Consider the following 19,700-nt stretch of genomic DNA (forward strand, 5'->3'; position numbering starts at 1 on the left):
AGCCATCCGCCGCTTCCCTATCCTGCGAAACATGCTGTGGCGGGCCATTGCTGCGGGTGGCTGGCCGCCCTCACTTAGGCTCGGCGAGACCGGCACGGAGTGATCCGAATGACTGTCGACGCGCGGAGATCTTCCACTAGATAAGTAATTAACGGGCTATCGACACGGAATGATTTGGCTTAAAAGTCGAAGCAGCCCATGGCCCATCTTCAGTTCGGCGCAATCGTACCTCTCGCCCAACTGGCATGCTAGCGCAGCAAGAAGTGAGCAGCCCGGGTCACAGAGCACCCGAACCGCTCAACCTCTTGCATCGCCAAAAGTACACTTCAGGCGCTTACTTCGTTCCCACCGGAAGCACGTCATAGAGCGGCCGAGCGGCCATAACCTTCGGCCCCTCTTGCGCGACTGATACTGCCATGATGCGGATGTTCTTGTTGTTCGGCAGTTTCAGCGTCTTTGCTCCTTCGGGGAGATCTATCTCATACGCAAACAGATAGGAGTATGAGTAATCCACGTTCTTGCCAGCTGCATCGTGATGGTGGCTGCAGTACCAGGCCAGGTCCGCGCGCTTGATGAACCCTGGCTTCAGCCCGGTCATCTCGCCATAGTTGTCGTTCTTGTAGTCGGCCTTGCTCCACTGCCGATCGTCCCACTGACCGACGAAGCCGCCCCAGTCCTGGATCTTCAGCTCCGTCTTCGCTCCGCCTGCCTCGAAGACTCCCTGTTGATCGCCATCTGCCGCAGCTGCCAGCACATAGACACGGTTGTACTGTCCCGAAGGAAGCTTGATCTCCTGCCCTTTCGCGACAACAGCGTTCGCCGAGCCCGTCTTCGCTGCGCCAAGCTCGAACTTCACGTCGTTGAACTTGATCTCCGTCGGAAGCATCTCCGCCGGAAGCGAGTTCCCCTTGCCATCGAATCCGCCAGCAGACTTGCTTCCATCGGTCGTCGCCGTAGCAAGATCGTACTTCAGCGCCACCGTAGCCGACTTCACGCTGTCGCCAGCTGTTGTTGAAGGCGTCAGCTTCAGAGCGAAGGTTCGCGGCTGATAGCCACCGAACGATGTCACCAGTGCTCCCTGCTCTACTGTTGCCGGTCCAACCGGCTGCTCCTGCCCATTCATCTCGCGAGCGCTTGTAATCGGAGCAGCGAACGACACCGTCACCTTGTCCTGCGGCTTGCCGTCGAGCTCCACCAACCGCACCACTACCTCGTCGCTGTGCTCGGCCTTCTTCACTGCAAGGACACGAATGCGTGGGTTGTCCACCTTCAGCAGCGAGAACGTCTTGCCCAGCGATCCCTCGTGCTTCGCCGTTTCAAAGGCGTAGAGCGGCGAGTTCAGCCTCTGCCCCTGCCAGTCTGTCTGCGCCGTCCGCCAGTCAAGCGAGTGTCCCGCAATACCGTACGTGAACTCATGATGTCCAAAGTCCTGCGTTGCCTGGTCTTCGTATCCGCCCGCAGTTCCCGGGGTCACGATCAGTGTCAGCCTAAGCGTGTTGTCCGTCGGCTTGTCGGATCCATTCTTGCTGTCCGTCAACACCGTCGCACCAAACTTGCCACTCTCGTCCGTCAGGTCGATCCACTGGTGCGAAGGCACCTCGAACTTCTTCGGCTTCGCCGTCGGCCGTTGGACCGTCCCAATGTCCCAGTTGTAGGTCGCCATCTCGTTGCTCGCCGTGAGCGGGAAGCTCGCCTTCAGGTTCGACTCCTTCGTCTTCCAGTCGATCACGTTGCTGAACTCGACCCGCTTGCCGCCATCTCCCGCAGACAGGCTCACGGTCTGTACAAAGTGCGATCCTGCCGTGTCACGCGTCACTTCGATCGCAACGCGGACTGGTCCATTCTCGACCACCCTGATCTTCGCTGGCCCCGAAACGTATTCCTTCGGTGCAGCCTGCTCCTGGTCCCAATCCATGTTCCAGGCTGGCCACTGCTTCGGGTTGTCGTAGGAGATCGCGAGCTTTGCAGGGGATGCCAGCAACTCCTTGTTCGCTGTCTTGTCGAAGATGCTCGCCACATCTCCATCGTCGTTGAGCTTCACAGTGTAGTAGCTGTTCTCAAGCTCCTTATCCGAAACTTTCAGCGACGCGCTTGCCTCAGTCTTCGTCTCAATCGGCTGCACATCGTAAACCGCGTACCCAACCGAAGGAAGGCTAGCGACGAACAGCACCTTGCCGTTCACTATCTGCGACGGCACTTCCGTACCATCGGCAGCCGTCACGCGAACACCCTGCGGCATCGCACCTTCGAAGTTCACCTTCGCTTCGACGACATCCTCCCGCGCAATGTTCAACTGATTGAAGACCACCACGGGAACGCCCTTGGTCCGCGTATCCATGCTCGATGCGATTCCCTGTACCGCGTTGCTCAGCACGCCCGCAAACTGGTTCAGCGCAATCACGTCGTCGTTCCACGCAAACTCATACGAGCGCGGTGTCGCCGTTCCCGCAGCCAGGTCGTGGAAGTGTGCTCCCATCGCCAATGTCCATGCGCCATTCAACCGCTGCAGGGGGTAAGGCCGTGCTCCAAGCCACTCCGCCGCGATGGACGACTTCTCCGCCGCATCGGCCAACAGCTCCTGGCGACGAATCCACCGCTTCTGGTACGCCTCCGAGGTCAACGACGCAGCCGAGTGATTCGTGAGCTCCATCTCACCCGTGTAGCGCGGCAGCTTCGCAGCCTGCTCCGGCGTGATATCGAGGAACATCTGGTCTGCTGTCGCGGAGACAACATGCACCGGCCCCTCGCCCACCTTCACCGCAGGTGTCTCTGGTTCGGTGACCCGGTCGTCGCCGAAGCGGTCGGTCTTCCGGAAGCTTACGCTGCCCTTGGTAACGATTGCTTCCAGTGCCTTGACAGACTCTTCACTTGGAGCGCCACCGATATCGCCCGTGCCGAAGTAGTGATAATCCGTTGAGACCCCGGTCACCTTGCCGTTCAACTGCACACGGGCGGCCCAGTCTCCCTGGTGCCGGTCAAAGCTTTGGTCTTCCCTCTGGCGCACGAGATCGCGATGCTCGGCGCGAAGCTTCTCATATTCCTCGATCAGCTTCGGGTCGATCGGCTTGTGCTCTTTCTGCAAAGCCTCGCCCTGAGCCTCCATCTCCTTGATCTTCTTTTCGTCTTCGGCGATCTTCGGGTCTGGCGCGACCTCCGGCAAAGGAGCGCTCAGATCCGTAGTGATGTGCCCACCGTAGCTGCCGGGATTTACGCCGGCCAAAACGCTCTCTCCATCTGGCCCCACCCACACGCCAACATTGAACGGCGTCCCCTCAGGCGTCTTCTCGAGCGATTCTTTGCCACCCGCGTCCGCCGAAGATCCCCACACCAGCTTCTGCGTCGAGAAACCCTTCACGCCCGAGTGCGCCAGGATCGTAGGCAATGACGCCGGGAAGCCGAAGCAGTCGGGAAGCATGTACTCCGCGCTCGCCTTGCCAAACTCCGTGCGGAACCAGTCGTTCCCGTAGAGCACCTGCCGGATGATCGCCTCCGCGTTTGGTGCGTTTACGTCGCCTTCTTCCATCGAAGAACCCGCCGGGAACCAGCGCCCCTGATCCACATACTTCTTCATCCTCGCGAAGTCTTCCGGGAAGTACTCCTTCATCAGCCGGTAACGGTTCGCTCCGCTGAAGTTGAAGATGTAGTGCGGGTACTTATCGATCAGCTTGAAGTTGTCTTCCATCGTCTTGCGCAGATACTCGTCGATGACCTGCGGATACTCCCACCGCCATTCGGTATCGAGGTGCGCGTATCCGACAACGTACAGCGTCGGGTCTTTGCTCAAGTCCGGGGCGTCTTTCTTCTGCGCATTCGCAAGGCTCGGGAAGGTCAAAAGCATCAGCAAGCCAGCGGGCATCGTTTTCCAACGGAATCTCATCGGTACTCTCTCCAGGGCAAAAGGGGTGACGCAGAGGATTGTTCCTCACTTCTGACATCGTTGTCAATCGGGCATCAAAGATCCTATTTGCTGCCCACCACAACCGCTCCCACCAGAGCATCCAATGCGGAACTCTGCGCTCCCGCGTTCGCGGCAACATAGGGGCCGGACCAAGTCTCTCCCAGCCGATCCTCCGGACCGCGAGCCTTAGTCCACACCGCCTCTGCATTTCCCTTCACAAACGCTGCAAACTCAGGCTCCTGAGACACCCGGTAAAGCTCCGCGAGGTTCCGCACGAAGATCCCCTTGAACTGCACCCCATCATCGCCACACTTCGGCTCGCATGGATCGTGCAGCACTCCATCCTTGTCCGCCAGATGCGCTATCGCCGAATGCGTAATCTCGCGCGCGAGCTTTAGCTCCTCCGCTGCGTGCCCAGCCTTCGACATCTCGGCCAGTCCGCCCAGGATCACGCCCTGGTTGTACGTCCACGTAGTCTGCCCGTTGTTCGCGCACCCGGCTCCGCTCGTCTGATCTTTGGCCTTACCCAGCCCATCGTTGATCAACCCCTGGCCATTGATCATTCCTGTGCCGCGAAACCACTTCAGCTCCCGCCTGCTCCAAGCCGCATACTGCCGCCTCTCTGCTCCGCGCGTTCGGTTAGCCAGATGCGCCCCTACCGACAGAAACAGTTCATTCGCGATCGCGTTCTTGTACTGCCGATCCTTGCTCCACCAGATGCCGCCCCCGCACGTATCGTCCCATCCACCAGCCATGTCCTTGAAGATCGACTCCGCCATCTCCAAATAGCGCTTGTCACCTGTCAGGTCGTACGCATCGATCCAGGCCAGAGCCCACCAGCCCTCATCGTCATAAAACTTGTTGAGGAATCCCGCACCCTGCTTCTGCGCCACCGTAAAGGTATTCGCGAGTGTGACTTCGTACTCGACGCGCTTACCGCTCACCCGTGCATAGTCGGCTACTGTCGTCGTAGCATTCGCGGAGTTCCACCACCCCGTCGTCTCATACAATCCCGTCGACGGAACATACGACCGCAGCAGCGCAGCCATCGCATCGCTGGCCCTTCGCAGATCGCGATTGTCCACTTGACGTACGGCAGTGGCGGTGTTTTTCAATGTATGCGAGGCACAGCCAATAAGAGAGGCTGCAACGAGCAAGAGAGATCCCGCTCGGCGAGTTAGGTCCTTCATCGTTCCAATGTCTCCCATCACCCAGCTAACATCCGCAAGATTGCCTGATTACCAGCTTCGCTGGCAAGACCACTGACCGGAAGCTTCCTGTCCTTCCGTTCAACCGCTCGAACAGTAAGCTCGCGCCGGCCCGGCCAATCTCTTCGGCAGGTTGCACAACCACGGACAGTCCGGGAGAGATCAGATCCGCAAGATCAAAGTCGTCGAAGGAAAGCATCGCAATATCCTTTGCTATAGACTTCCCGAGCTGCCGCAGTCCCCGCAGTGCCGCCATCGTGCAGACCCAGTTCAGCGTTAGGATCGCGTCCGCGTTGTGCAATGCGAAGATGTGCTCCGTGAACCACTGCGGCGTGAGCACATTCTCGTGCTCCACCATGCAGATTCGCTCTTGCAGGTTGGCCGCGCGCATCGCCGCGCGGTAGCCGGTCACCCGTTCCTTCATGGTGTAAAGATGTGGTCGCGCCCCAATTGCCACCACGCGGCGCAATCCATGTCCCAAAAGATGTTCAGTGGCTTCGCGTGCGCTTCGACGATTCGTGACGGTAACGGAGTCGAGCTTGGCGTTCTTCAATACCTGGTCGAGCGCAACCACGTGGACGTCCGCCGGTATCACGCCGGTAAACGTATCGTGACGGCTGTCAGCGGGAGCGATCACGAGACCGTCGATCTGTCGTCCGATCAGGGCTTGAATCTCTGACCGTTCCAACTCGACATCGCCGCCTGAACTTGCGAGGATGACCGCATATCCGCACTCCCGCGCTGCTGCCTGAAGGCCGTGCACGGAGTTCGCGGTGAACGGGTCGGAGAGATTCGGAACGATCATTCCCACCGCTGCCGATCGTTGGGCTTTCAAGCCGCGAGCCAGCGCGTTGGCGCGATATCCGAGACGCTCCATCGCTGCCCGGACCTTGGCTGCCTTTTCCTCTCGTACCTCGGGAGAGTTGTTCAAGACCCTCGATGCCGTTTTGAGTGATACGCCAGCTTCCAGTGCGACATCCACCAGCGTCGGCACACTACTTTTCGGTATTGCCATATGTTGACCAATCTGAGACCGGCTTGTGACGGCGACCGTCCGCCGGCCTCTCCACCCTGAAACGTTTTCGAGAGAACCCGCGATCCTCTCTACAAAAAGCCGCAAGTATCCAAACTAAACGACACAAGGATTGCCGAAAGTAAAATGCCGTGCCTATGCCCCAAGCGCTGCTGAGGCGGAAGCGAGTTCAGAATAGCAGTCGCCATTTTGATCCTAGACGTGGCAAAGCAACCTGCAACCTTGCAAGGAGACGAAGCAGACTTTCAAATCTGCCCGAGTTTCTCATGGAGGAAGACTCTCATCGGGTACGGTCCAGACCCCTTCAAAGTTCCAGCGCGCACTCAAAACTCTTGCATCCTTCCGCGATCACATGAATTCCCGACCCTAGGTTCCTCGACCGCCAAGCCCACGAAATCCATTTGGCTATACGATCAGTAACGAACTTTCGAACCGCAGCGAAGGATGCGAGTTACCCATGGACCGTCGAAAATTTCTCAGTGGCTCCGCTATGACTGGAGCCGGCATCATGGCGGAGTCGCGGGGATTCGCCTCTGCCGGTAACCTTTTCTCCCGGTCGCCGATATCACCACAACTCAATGGCAATCGATTCGTGACCTTCTGCATCATGATTCGCACCACGCCCTGGGAAGTCTCTCGCGACGTAAAGCTGTTGGACCGCGACGAGTCGACCTGGCACACACTCGATGGCGTCAAGTCTATGCGCGAGGCGTTCTCCCGCTCGAACCCCGACGGCAGAATGACCTGGGGCTTCACCCTCAATGCACTCGAAGACAAGCGTACGAATTACCGTCAGATTCGCGACTACGCCGTTGAGTGCCACGAGCGATATGGTGATGAGGTCTCGTACTTCCCGGGATACTTTCCGGCGATGTATCTTCCTCGTGAGCGAGTCAATCGCGAGATGACGGAGGCGATCCAGATCATCTCGAACTTCGTCGGTAAGGGGTATCGTCCGCAGGCCATCATGGGCGGTTTCCTTTCCGCAGACAACCTCGCCTATCTCGCGCAGAAGGAGGACATCCACACGGCACACGCCGTCATCTGGTCGCAACATGCGATCGATGGAGGAGGCGCGGATGGTTCCCCATCATATCCCTTCTATCCCTCGACGCAACACTTCTGCAAGCCCGCGCAGTCGGCAGCGGACTTTATCGACTGCGTGAATCTCGACGGTTGGACGATGGACTTCATCTGCGCCCGCAAGAGCGGCGCTCTCGATCACAAGATCACGGGCTACAACAGCCGGCGTGGTGTCGGGCCGATCGAAACCTATGTCGGATGGGGCATCGATCTTGGACATCGCGAGGTCATGCACACGCAGTCGATTCACTTCGACGAAGGTTTTGTGCGCAACAAGTTTGGCTGGGTCACCAACATCTGGGAGGCACAGATGGTTCATGAGTTCGGCAAAGACCTCGTCTGCTCCGCCCTTGAGCTTTGGGTTACAGACACCAAAAAACGTTGGCCGGATACTAAGTTTGTGAGCTTCGGCGAGTTCGGCTCCATTTGGCGAGAGGCGCATCCAACGAACGAAACATGGAACTACAACTTCCTCGAACGCGGCTCCGGCCTCGGCGACTCTTATAACAATCTTGAAATCGAGTGGTTCATGAATAAGCACTTTCGCCTAGCGCTCCTTCGCGACTGGCACGAGAACTCGCCACGAAAGGTCATCGACTTCACACGCTACGATCTCACCGCGCATGAACCGCCCGACCCAAGTCCCGAGAGGCCAGAGAAGTCCTGGGACCTGATGAACCGCATCAACCAGAAGCAGCTTCGACCGCAGGACAAACCCATCTCGATCGCCGAGCTATCTCTCGAAGACCGGGCGTTCATCTTTAGCAATATCCCGGAGCTCAATATCAAATGAGTCGAGATTCACGCCGTTGACTTAGCCGATGACGGTATTACCGCATTCCGTCGTTGTCGTCTCGCTACGCCAACGCGATAGACTCGGCAACTGTGGTTTGCACGTCTATTGCGCGTGCACTGAAATGATGCAGGAGTTCCGATCGATGGCTTTCCGTTTGAGTAATGTTTGTGTTGCCGTAGCTGTCTCGATGATGCTGTGCTCGTCGGTTCGCGCGCAGAGTCCAGTGGATGAAGTCGATCCGACCATCGGCAATGTCAGCATCTTACTGGAGCCGACGCGGCCCACGGCGTATCTGCCAAACAGCATGGTCCGAATGTATCCCATGCGCAAGGATGCATTGGATGATCAGATCCAATACTTTCCGCTCACGATTCTGTCGCACCGGCAGCCCGAGTTGTTTGCGGTGATGCCCGGCGAAGACACGCCCGCTACGTATGACGCTGAGCATGCAACGCCCTACTTCTACTCGACAAGATTCGACGAGTCGATGATTCGGACAGAGTTTGCGCCTGCCCACCAGGCTGGCTACTTCCGCTTCAGCTTTCCGAACGGCAAAGCTGAGTTGCAGGTGAGGAACCTTCACGCAGGTTCTCTCCAGGTTATGGCAAAGAACGCCATTGCAGGCGAAGAGAGCGTCATGGGCATGGCCGCTTACTTCTACGCAGAGACCAACGAGCCAGTCTCAGTAGCGACGACACACGAGAACGACGGCGATCACTTGACGCTATCGGCACCCGGCGCAAAGGTGCTTGATTTCCGCTATGGGGTCTCGTTCATCAGTCTCGACCAGGCAAAGAAGAACCTCCAGCGCGAGATTCCCGCGTGGGGGTTGGAGCATGTGAAAGAGAATGCCCGAGCGCAGTGGAACGAAGCTTTGGGTCGCATCGTGGTGGAGGGAGGCACACCAGCACAGCGCCGCGTCTTCTACACAGCGCTTTATCGCTGCATGGAGCGCATGATCAATATCACTGAGGATGGTCGTTACTTCAGCGGATACGACCACAAGGTGCATGAAGATGCCCGTCCCTTCTACGTGGATAACTGGCTGTGGGATACCTTCCGCGCAATGGAACCGCTGCAGACGCTACTCAATCCAGACATGCAGGCGGATAAAATCCAGTCGTATGTACGGATGTATCAGCAGGGCGGCATCATGCCGACCTTCGCTCTGACCTCCGGGCCAGCGGGAATCATGAACGGCAACCATGCTGCTCCGTGGATCGCGGATGCGTGGAGCAAAGGCATCCGTAACTTTGATCTACCGGTTGCCTATGAGGGACTGCGCAAGCGGTCGCTTGAGCAGACCATGCTGCCGTGGCGGCTCGGTCCGAAGACCGTGCTCGATGACTTCTACAGCGCACATGGCTATATGCCCGCGCTTCAGCCTGGGGAGAAAGAGACCGTTGCAGAGGTGGCTTCTTTTGAGAAGCGCCAACCTGTGCCAGTGACACTGGAGAACAGCACCGATGACTGGTCCATCGCGCAACTGGCCCGTGTGCTGCACAAACCCGACGACCATGCGCTGTTCATGAAGCGTGCGGCCAACTACCGCAATCTATATCGCGCGGACAAGTCGCTGATGTGGCCCAAGGATGACCAGGACAACTGGATCGAGCCGATGGACGCAAAGTTCGGCGGCGGACTAGGCGGCCGCGAATACTACGACGAGAACAATGGCTGGACCTACACGTGGGACGTGGCGCATGACTACGAAGGGCTGTTCACGCTAATGGGTGGCAAAGCGAAGGCCCAGGCCAACCTGGACCAGTTGTTTCGCGAACCGCTCGATCATTCGCGTTATGAGTTCCAGGCAAAGTTCCCGGATTCAACGTCGATGATCGGTCAATTCTCGATGGCAAACGAGCCCAGCCTGAACATCCCTTATATCTACGACCGACTCGGCGCGCCGTGGAAGACGCAGAAACGCATTCGGATCATCCTGGACGCGTACTTCCGCGATGATCTCCAAGGCATTCCGGGTGATGAAGATGGGGGCGGAATGAGTGCATTCGTTGTCTTCTCGATGATGGGAATCTATCCGGTGACACCCGGTGTTCCCGTGTATGACGTGGCCAGCCCGGTCTTTACAAAGGCGACGATCCATTTGAAGAACGGGAAAGACTTCGTGATCGCCGCACCCGCGTCTTCACACGACAACAAGTATGTGCAGTCCATCCGGTGGAACGGCACAGCTTTGGACCACCTCTGGATCGAGCACAAGGACGTGCTCAATGGAGGCACACTCGAACTGACTATGGGCGATGTTCCGAACACATCATTGGGATCGCAGGAGAGATCCTTGCCGCCTGCTTCGATGGAGGTGGATCCGTCGCTCTTCGAGTAGATAGGGCATATGACCATCGATCGACTTCAGCCATTGCTGTAGTCTTCTCCGGGCGCACTCGCGCGACAGCATGGGAACTGACAAGAAAGGTAAGACAACTTGAAAGCTTTCACTTCGACTTATATGGGTGTACATGCGTGGCCGCGTTTGGCAGCAATCTTGTTAGCGTTTTCACCCCACTTCGCCGGCGCACAAGTCGCGCACGCGGCAAAGTTCAGAGATGCCCATGTTCCTTTGGAAGAACGCTTGAACGACCTACTCTCGCGCATGACGCCCGAGGAGAAGGCCCGCCAGCTTGATATGTATTCCAGCGCGAGAGAGATTGTGAGTGCCCACACTGATGAGACCCATGCGGCGCTGGATGCTGCTTTCGTTCCTGAGAAAGCAGAGGCCATCTGGGGGAGCCTCGGTGTCGGTGCTGTTCATGATCTGAACCCAACGGCCGAGCAGGCGAACGCCATCCAGAAGTGGGTGATCACCCACAACAGGCTCGGCATTCCCGCACTCTTCATTGAAGAAGGCCTACACGGTTACGACACCGGCACCGTCTTTCCAGCGCCCATCGGTCTCGCCGGCACATGGGACCCCCAGGTGGCACGCGAGACAGGCGCGGCCATCGCTGCGGAGGCGCGGTCGCACGGCGTCGATATGATCCTCGCCCCCGTGCTCGACCTGGCGCGCGATCCACGCTGGGGCCGCGTCGAGGAGGACTTCGGTGAGGACACTTACCTTACCGGCCAGTTTGGCCTGGCTTACGTGCAGGGCATGCAGGGTGATTCGCTGGCCAGTGATCACACCGCAGTGGCCGAGCCGAAACACTTTGTAGGGCACGGCTCCCCGGATGGCGGCGAAAACACATCGCCCGTCCACATGGGCGAACGTGAGTTGCGCACCCAGATGCTCGCAGCCTTCGAACCCGCATTTCGCGAAGGCCACGCCATGGCCACCATGGTTGCATACCACGAGATCGACGGGATTCCGATGACTGCGGACCCCTTGGTTTTGAAGCAGATTCTTCGCGGAGAATGGGACTTCAGTGGCTTTGCCTTGTCCGATCTCGGAGCCATTCGCAGACTCTACGAAGATCACCGCGTCGCGTCATCGCCTCAGGCGGCAACCTGTCTTGCCATTCGTTCAGGCGTCGATATGCAGTTCTACGACTTCGACCATGCCGTATTCGAAAAGGCTCTGGTCGATTGCATCAAAGCGGGCACGCTTCCGCCTGCGGATCTCGATCGTGCGGTGCGCGGCGTGTTGCGTGTGAAATTTATGCTGGGCCTCTTCGATCATCCCTTCGTCGACACCACACTTACGTCTCGCACCGAACGCACCTCGGCGCATCTTACCGTCTCTTTGCGTTCTGCCCGCGAATCGATGACACTTCTCAAGAATGATGGCAACCTTCTGCCTCTTACGAAGACCACGAAACACATCGCTGTCATTGGTCCGAACGGCAAGATCGCGCGCTATGGAGACTATGAGCGCGAGACGAACGGCAAGCATATCAGCATGTTCGAAGGCATACAGGCAGAGGTGCCGGATGCGACTGTCACCTTCGACGAAGGAAAAGATATCTCCGCGGCTGTCGCTATGGCGCGACAGGCCGATGTTGTCATCCTCGGAATGGGAGAGTGGCAGGGAGTCGAAGGTGAAGGTTTCGATCGCACGAACCTTGATCTACCTGGTAACCAGGAGCCTCTACTGGAAGCGATCGTCGCGACCGGCAAGCCCATTGTGCTTGTCCTTGAAAATGGCAGGCCTCTAACCATCCACTGGGCCGCGCAGCACGTCCCCGCCATTCTCGAGTGCTGGTATCCCGGCGAACTCGGTGGCCAGGCGATTGCGGAGACACTCTTCGGCGACAACAACCCAGCGGGCCATCTCACCGCCACCTTCCCAAAGAGCACTGGCCAGTTGCCCGTCTATTACAACTCTGATCCCTCCCGCGTGCATAAATACGTCGACGATGACGGCAAGCCTCTGTTCCCTTTCGGATGGGGCCTTAGCTATACAACGTTTCGCTACGACCGCATGACGGCAACGCAGCCAACGCTGAAGAACGGGCAGAACATAAACGTAACATTGGAAGTTACAAATACGGGATCGCGCGATGGAGACGACGTAGTACAGCTCTACCTGCGTCGTGACTTTAGCAGCGTGGAGACTCCTGAAAGAGAACTCAAGGGCTTCACTCGCGTCCACCTCAAAGCTGGCGAGACCCGAACGATTTCCTTCGAAGTACCACAGCAGCAACTGCAGATTTGGAACACCGAGAACAAATGGGTTGTCGAACCGGGAAGCTACACCCTGTGGGCCGGGGGATCATCCGAAGCCGCTCTGAAGACAACCTTACAGCTCAAGTAGATCCTCATCCGATCCGTCCTTGTCGACTACGGATCGGATGAGGAATGGCGCTAACCCGGCTTGTATCGATGGCAGCTGGGCTCCAAATTAGCCCGCTCCAAAGCCTGCCTTGAGGGCCCGCCGGTCATCCCTCAGCGTTGCTCTGCCGACATATGCGAACCGTTGCTCCTCGCGATTTATCGTGACAAACAGGTTTTAGAGCATATGCTTGAATTATCCGAACCAAGTTCGGATTTAGAGGCCGCCTAAGCGCGCTGCTTTTAGCTGATGATTCGATCCAGCTTGAGACTTCGGGCAACCAGCCAGCGAAGTCTCCACGTGAGATACCCGCACTTCACCCGCGTAAACCGGCAGGTTATGGCCATAGCGCCGCAAGAAACCATGGAGTTCATTGTGCGCTCAGAACTGATCTTTCGTGCCCGGGAAACAATCGACAACAAATATAAGCTGTGTCAGACGACCGCAAAGTCAACTCGTTTACTTCATATCGCAACGAAGAATACGACCGACACGATCAATGACGCGCTTACGCGAATAGCTGGCGACCATGTCTCCCAGATACTCACGAGCCAGGTCTTCGCCGTGGTGCCACGATAGCTCGGTGAGCTTTAACAGACCATCTGCTCACTCAACGTGGCAGCGCAGTGGAGAGCTTGATGTCGTTCGAGGCATCTCCAAGCATCACGTTCACAGAGTCAGATTCAGTCTTGAACGCGTTTTCTTTCTCATCCCAATACGCAAGCGATGAGACTTTGAACGAGAGCTCGACCGTTCGCGTCTTTCCGGGCTCGACCGCAACGCGCTGGAACGCCTTCAGTTCCTTTACGGGGCGTTCGACCTTCGACGCCATGTGCTTGACGTACAACTGAACGACTTCGTCACCCGCGCGATCGCCAGTGTTGGTCACGTTGACGCTGACGTTGTAGTAGGAGCCATCCTTCGCGGGCTGCGGCGGGCTCACCTTCAGGTTCGAGTACTTGAATGTCGTGTAGCTGAGACCGAAGCCGAAGGGATAAAGCGGCTCTCCCTTGAAGTACATGTAGGTGTCACCGTGGCGGATGTTGTAGTCCATCTTCGGCGGGAGCTGGTCGAGCGACTTGGGCCAGGTTGCGGTGAGATGACCGCCCGGGTTGTAGTCGCCAAAGAGCACCTTCGCGATGGCCGTGCCTTCATCTTGCGAAGCGTGCGTGATATGCAGTATCGCGGGAATGTGGGCCTGCGACCAGTTGATTGCATAAGGGAAGCTCGAGACGAGGACGACGACGGTCTTCGGGTTTACGGCGTAGACCTGCTTGATGAGCTGTTCCTGCTCGAGGGTGATGCTCTCGCGGTCGCGGCCTTCCCTGCCATCGCTGGCGACCGAGCAGGCGAGCGTGCCGCCGCCATCGACGGTGTCGTGCCAGTCTTTCGCCATGTCGGGTCCGCAGGTAGGATCGTTGCCAACGACAACGATTGCGACATCGGACGCCTTCGCGGCATCGATCGCGGCCTGGTGAAGTTCGCTTGCCGCGTAGTTGATCTTGATGCCGTATCCGGCCTGATGCGTGATGCCCTGCAGAGGCGTGACAGCATAGGGTGGGAAGCCGCCGTACCAGTCCCAGTGGACGGAGTCAGCCAGTGGGCCGATGACGGCGATGGATTTGAGGCTCTCGCGCTTGAGCGGAAGGAGCGCTTTCTCGTTCTTGAGTAAGACGACCGATTCCAGCGCTACCTTCTCGGAGATAGCCTTGTGCTTCTCGGTGGCCCACGGCTCGGGCGAGTCTTTGATCTTCGAGTAAGGGACGAGGTCGTCGGGATCGAGCAGGCCGAGACGAATCGTAACGCGGAACTTGGGACGAAGGAGATCGTCGATCTCGGCTTCGGAGATCAGGCCTTCCTTGACGGCGGCCTTCGTCTCGTCCTGGTAGGTATCGAGGAACTGATTGATGCCGGCTTTGAGGCTGGCGACGACAGCCGACTTCTGATCAGGAAAGGCGTGGCGCGGATCAACGAGAAGCTTGACGGCACCGCCGTCGCTCGATAGCACATCGACGCCCCACTGCTTCTGCAGGATGCTCTTGAGGATGGGATTGACGACCATGGGTGTGCCGTTCCAGCCGTTGTAGGAGGCCATCACAGCCTTCGCTCCGCCATCGAGAAAGCCCATGCGGAAGGGCACGGAGTAGTACTCCCAGAAGAGGCGCTGATCGAAGTCTGAAGAGGACGAGGTTCGGAAGTCTTCGTTGCTGTTGGCGAGGAAGTGCTTGAGCAGCGCAGCCGAGAGCCAGTACTTTGGATCGTCGCCCTGCAGGCCATGGATGAAGGCGGTGGCCATGGTTCCGTTGAGGAACGGGTCTTCGCCGTAGACCTCTTCGGTGCGGCCCCAGCGAGGATCGCGCGCGAGATCGGACTGCGGGCCCCAGAGCATGAGGATCTGGCGGTTGTACTTCGCCGTCTGGGTAATGTAGCGGGCTTCGTAGCCTTCGACGCCAGCGGCCTGCTTGACCAGCTCCGGGTCCCAGGTCTCGCCCATGCCGGGAGGCTGCGGGAACTGTGTCGTCTCGATCGGCGGCCCGCTGTATCCGCCACGCTGAACGACACCGTGGATGCCTTCAGAGCTGCCAAAGCTCTTCACGCCGAGACGCGGCACCGCTGTCTTCGTCCCCAGGCAGGCAATCTTCTCCTCGAGCGTCATGTGCGAGAGCAGATCGGTGATGCGCTGCTCCATCGGGAGATCGGGGTTGCGGAAGGGCTCGGTCGAACCTTGAGAGAAGGCCGAGGCGGCGGTTCCGAGGCAGAGGCAGGCGGCGAAGATCTTTGCGAAGACTTGTCTGGTCATGGCTCTCGTCTGGCGTTGCTGGGTCAATCGGTTTATCAAGCAGAAGAAGTGTACAGAGATCGCGTTACAGAAAAGAAGCCCTGACACCGTCACCGGAGCCAGGGCTTTGGAGGGAAAGTTATCCGTCTAGAAGCGGTACTTGATCGCAAGCAAAACGGAGCGTTGACCGTACTTGGCATCCGTGATGCCGCGATCTGCGTTCGAGACCTGCGAGGTGAAGGTGGAGTTGTTGGGGGTCTGTAGTTTGAGGGCGACCAGATCGGTGGTGCTGAATCCGGGCAAAGGATGATTGAGGAAGTTGAACATCGTACCGCGCACTTCAAGAGACTGCGACTCGGTGACGCGGAAGGTCTTGTAGACGCCGAGGTCTGAGTTGAAGTAGGAAGGAAGGCTCAGGTACGGAAACTGGCGAATGCCGACCTGGCCAAGCTGCGGCGCGGTGAAGCAATCGAGGTTGATGTGCTGGTACGTCTTCAGGCCAGCAGTAGGGTTGCAGGTGAGGATGGGAAGGACAGACTGAACCGGCGTTCCGTAGTAGGTGGAGGAGCCGATGGTATGGTTCAGTGTCGTGTTCTGGATGGTGAGACCAAGGTTCTGGCTGGTGTTGGCCTGGATGTTTCCACCGGCCTGCCATGTGGTGGTACCGGTGACAGTCCAGCCATTGGTTGCGCCTTCGACGATCTTGTTGCCGTTGTAGAGCTTGCCAAGATCGAACGCATATGAAGTGTTCACAACGTGGGGGCGGTCGATGTTCAGAACGCCGTAGTTGTTGCGCACGTTGAAGGCATCGAGCGTACTGGAGACGATGCCGAGCGACTTGGACCAGGTGTAGTTGGCGTTGAAGGAGGAGCGTCCCGCCTGCTTGATCAGGCTGAACTGGGCTCCGTTGTAGTTGGCGTAGCCTTTGTGGGTGTCGACGTCGATGGCGTTTGAGCCATAGCCCTGATAGTAGGGGTAGTAGTCAACGACGTTGGGGGTGTTTTCGGGGTCGGTCGGAGCAGCCGCGCCAGTCACGGGGTTGGTCTTGAAGAGACCGCCGAGAGGAATCTTGTTCTGGTTGATGATTCCGGTTCCGCCAACGCCGGAGCCATTGCTCTGGCCACCAAGCAGAATGTTCTGGCTATTGTTGCCGACGTAGGCCACCTCAAGCAGCATCGCGTGGGGAAGCTGTTCGGAGATGGTGAGGTTGTAAGCGTAGCTCACGCCGACCTTATCGTCAGTGGCATCGGTGGCGTAGACACTGGAAGGAAGCGATCCGAGTGAAGCAGAGTTTGCGCCGAGGCCGCTGATCTCGCTGAGCGTGATGGCATCGCCGCTGGTGGAGTTGAAGGTCTTGATGCCGAGAGCGGTACCGAGCGGGCCAGCGTAGTCGTTGTACTGGTCGTTCCAGCGATAGGCCGCCCAGCCGCCGCGAACGACGGTCTTGCCGTCGCCTCTGACGTCATAGGCGAGACCGACACGTGGCTCGGCAAAGAGGTAGGTGACGGGCGAGCCGCCGTTGGGAACGCTCTTATCGATGGCATGCCAGTAGACGCCGGGGAGGTTCTTTCCAGCGGCTACGTCATCGGCGTAGCGGGTGGGTTCCCACGTAGCGAGGCCGGTGCCGGAGGCATCCTGCCAGCGGCCAAGGTGTTCGAGACGCACGCCGAGGTTGAGAGTGAGCTTCCTGGTCGCCTTCCAGTTGTCGAGAACGTAACCGGCACCTGTGGTGTAGTGCATGTCATCGACGGGATTGGTGTTGTTCTGAGTGAAGCCACTGCTGATGCCCAGCAGGAAGTTAGCGAGGGGGTTGGTGGTTCCGATGGTAAGGCCGGTGATCTGGTCGACCTTCGCACCGCTGGCGTAGGAGAGCGAGCCGTTCACAAAGCCGTAGGTTCCCTGCTTGTTTCCGGCGCGGCTCCAGTAGGCACCCGCCTTGAAGGTGTGGGTCTTGTAGACGTAGGTGAAGTCATCGGAGACCGAGGGAGACTTCTTGTTGGAGTTGAAGGTGCCGCCCTGCTGATAGAGGTCGGGCTGCGAGATGTCAGGCAGCGTGCGCGCTCCGGGCGAGTTGATCGAAGGCACGATCGCCGAGGCTCCGTTGTAGACAGTCCCGTAGGGATAGCCGAGGGTAGAGATGTCAACTGCCGAAAGGTTTGAGGCTTTGTACGGATTGTCGAGCCAGCCGGCCGAGATGCGGAGTTCGTTCGTCGCGGCGGAACCGAAGGAGTGGATGTAGCTTCCGCTGATCACGTGCGAGTGTACCGGGCTGACGAGCGGACCGCCGGGGTAAGCAACGGAGTTCGACGGGGTGTAGTAGATGTGGGAGACGGAGGTCTCGGAGTCGCTGCCGTATTGGTAGCTGACGAAGACCTTGTCCTTGTCGCTGAGGTTATAGTCGACGCGGCCGCGATACACATAGCCGTCGTGCGTGTTGGAAGGCTGCAGGAAGTAGTTGTATCCGGCGGAGTTGGTGGAAGGATCTGTATTGGCGGCTGGGAAGAGCTTCAGTAAAGCGAGGGCTCCGGCGTCGAGGTACTGGGTCGGAATCTGAGTCCCGGTGAGCGGAGTTCCGTCCGGAGCGAAGCCGCCGGTGAGAGACTGGCAGAAATCGTTCCCGGTGCTGGCCGCGCAGAGCTTTGCGTTGTCCGGGTCGGTCAGGCTGAAGTTTCCGGCGCGCATCGCGGTGGTGGGGACAAAGGAAGTCAAAGGCGAAGCAGCTGGGAGGGTTTGACGGAAGTCTTCAAATCCGGCCCAGAAGATGAGCTTGCGGGCGTGATTGAAGTGGGTATGGGGGATGAGAATCGGGCCACCGATGCTGCCGCCTGGGTAGTAGTAGGAGGCGTCGGGGCGAGCGGTAGGAGTGGAGCTGTGCTTGTCCTGCCAGGTGTTGGCGTTGAGCACGCCGTTGCGGGCGTAGAAGTAGGCCTGGCCGTGGAACTCCGCGCCGCCGGAGCGGCTGATGTTGTTGATAACGACAGGCCCCTGGGCCGCATCGGCACCGAAGTTGGAGGTTTGGACTTTGACCTCCTGGGTCATGTCCGGGTTGACGGTGGCGATGGAGTAACAGGCGCAACCGGGATCGATGATGCTCGCGCCGTCGAGCAGGTACGCGGTACCACCGCGATACGGAGCGCCGTTAGTGCTGAGACCGACGCCGACCGCCGACCCGGAGGAGCCGTTATCGGAGAAGTCAAAGCCAGGCCCGTTGCCGGTGCCGCTGGCGGTCGTGGTGACGCCGGGAAGAATCTTGAGGAGCTCGGAGAGGTTACGACTGGCGATGGGAAGGCGGTCGATGTCGTGGGTGCTGAGCAACGCGCTACGCTCGGCGGAGTCCTGGGGAGCGATCTCGTTCACGCTGCTGGCGACGGTGACGGTGTCGTTCGAACCGCCGATCTCAAGGGTGAGATTGGTGAGCGCGCGGACGTCGCCGGGGTTGACGGAGACGTCGGACTGGCGGAAGCCGCGGAAGCCGTTCGCGGTAATGTCGACCGTGTAGGTTCCGGGGATGAGACCGGCGAAGGTGAAGTATCCCGCGCCATTGGATTCGATCTTGCGCTGGTCCTTGCTGGCGTTATTGGTGATGGCGACGGTTGCGCCGGGGATGACCGCTCCGGTGGCGTCCGTTACCGTGCCCGAGAGGCTGGCGGTGGTCTGAGCGGAGAGTAACTGAACGCTCATACCCACAAAGGTGAGCAGGAGGACGAGCAGAGTCAGGCTCTGCTGCCGGATGGCGTTTCTTAGGGTGGATCGCATTGTTGGCCTCGTTGAAGGGTCGGTTGTACAACCGGCTGATTGAGTAAATCGATTCAGTAAACCGATTTAGCTTTGACCGCCTAAACACCTGATTAGAAAGTCGTAACAGGGCTTTAGGAGGAGTAGGTCGTCATGGGGTGGCTGGAGATATACCCGCCGAAAGTGATTCAGGAAGCCGGAGGTACCGGCGATGCGGGTGCGGCAAAGAAGCGGAGCGCGCGGAATCGGGGACAACGCGAAGCCGGGCGCAGGAATGCGCCTGAATGGCTTGCCCGGGATATGCGCAAATACTTCCGAACTTCATGGTGATCTTTGGACTGACCTTTGGATGCCGACGTCTACTACACGTGAAACATCTTTTGCATCCATGAAACCCATGTGATACATGAGTTAACTAACGACTGTCAAGGACTCTTCAGCA

Annotated in this window: 8 protein-coding genes; 3 read left to right on the forward strand and 5 right to left on the reverse strand. The window is 58.5% G+C overall.

Annotated features, from left to right (window positions below; translation table 11 throughout):
- Positions 1 to 334: 334 nt before the first annotated feature.
- From HDF16_RS01340 to HDF16_RS01350, 3 genes are all read right to left on the reverse strand, one after another.
- A complete protein-coding gene (locus tag HDF16_RS01340) occupies positions 335 to 3,877 on the reverse strand; it encodes an alpha-mannosidase (protein ID WP_184213376.1) in 3,543 nt (1,180 codons plus the stop codon).
- Between the two features lie 83 nt (positions 3,878 to 3,960).
- Entirely contained in the window at positions 3,961 to 5,088 is a 1,128-nt protein-coding gene (locus HDF16_RS01345; protein ID WP_246408559.1) for a glycoside hydrolase family 76 protein, read from the reverse strand.
- 25 nt (positions 5,089 to 5,113) lie between these two features.
- Entirely contained in the window at positions 5,114 to 6,121 is a 1,008-nt protein-coding gene (locus HDF16_RS01350) for a LacI family DNA-binding transcriptional regulator (RefSeq protein WP_184213377.1), read from the reverse strand.
- Between the two features lie 475 nt (positions 6,122 to 6,596).
- Between HDF16_RS01350 and HDF16_RS01355 the strand changes: the two genes are divergently transcribed.
- From HDF16_RS01355 to HDF16_RS01365, 3 genes are all read left to right on the forward strand, one after another.
- On the forward strand, positions 6,597 to 8,015 hold the full coding sequence (locus HDF16_RS01355) for a DUF3863 domain-containing protein (RefSeq protein ID WP_184213378.1): 1,419 nt from the start codon (positions 6,597 to 6,599) through the stop codon (positions 8,013 to 8,015).
- A gap of 145 nt (positions 8,016 to 8,160) precedes the next feature.
- Positions 8,161 to 10,362, forward strand: coding sequence for a GH92 family glycosyl hydrolase (locus HDF16_RS01360; RefSeq protein WP_246408561.1), 2,202 nt, complete (start codon positions 8,161 to 8,163; stop codon positions 10,360 to 10,362).
- A 246-nt stretch (positions 10,363 to 10,608) separates the two neighbouring features.
- The gene (locus tag HDF16_RS01365; RefSeq protein WP_246408563.1) at positions 10,609 to 12,726 is read left to right on the forward strand and encodes a glycoside hydrolase family 3 C-terminal domain-containing protein; all 2,118 of its coding nucleotides are present in this window, start codon (positions 10,609 to 10,611) and stop codon (positions 12,724 to 12,726) included.
- A 628-nt stretch (positions 12,727 to 13,354) separates the two neighbouring features.
- On the opposite strand, the gene HDF16_RS01370 is transcribed toward HDF16_RS01365, so the two are convergent.
- Positions 13,355 to 15,544, reverse strand: a complete 2,190-nt coding sequence (locus HDF16_RS01370; RefSeq protein WP_184213379.1) for a glycoside hydrolase family 3 C-terminal domain-containing protein — start codon at positions 15,542 to 15,544, stop codon at positions 13,355 to 13,357.
- A 126-nt stretch (positions 15,545 to 15,670) separates the two neighbouring features.
- Entirely contained in the window at positions 15,671 to 19,279 is a 3,609-nt protein-coding gene (locus HDF16_RS01375) for a TonB-dependent receptor (protein WP_184213380.1), read from the reverse strand.
- Positions 19,280 to 19,700 lie beyond the last annotated feature (421 nt).

It is taken from the genome of Granulicella aggregans (assembly GCF_014203275.1).
Taxonomy (GTDB): domain Bacteria; phylum Acidobacteriota; class Terriglobia; order Terriglobales; family Acidobacteriaceae; genus Edaphobacter.

Bases quoted from the DNA above. Each gene is read 5' to 3' on its own strand.
- HDF16_RS01375 (WP_184213380.1), bottom strand. From the start codon at position 19,279: ATGCGATCCACCCTAAGAAACGCCATCCGGCAGCAGAGCCTGACTCTG.
- HDF16_RS01345 (WP_246408559.1), bottom strand. From the start codon at position 5,088: ATGAAGGACCTAACTCGCCGAGCGGGATCTCTCTTGCTCGTTGCAGCC.
- HDF16_RS01350 (WP_184213377.1), bottom strand. From the start codon at position 6,121: ATGGCAATACCGAAAAGTAGTGTGCCGACGCTGGTGGATGTCGCACTG.
- HDF16_RS01370 (WP_184213379.1), bottom strand. From the start codon at position 15,544: ATGACCAGACAAGTCTTCGCAAAGATCTTCGCCGCCTGCCTCTGCCTC.
- HDF16_RS01355 (WP_184213378.1), top strand. From the start codon at position 6,597: ATGGACCGTCGAAAATTTCTCAGTGGCTCCGCTATGACTGGAGCCGGC.
- HDF16_RS01360 (WP_246408561.1), top strand. From the start codon at position 8,161: ATGGCTTTCCGTTTGAGTAATGTTTGTGTTGCCGTAGCTGTCTCGATG.
- HDF16_RS01340 (WP_184213376.1), bottom strand. From the start codon at position 3,877: ATGAGATTCCGTTGGAAAACGATGCCCGCTGGCTTGCTGATGCTTTTG.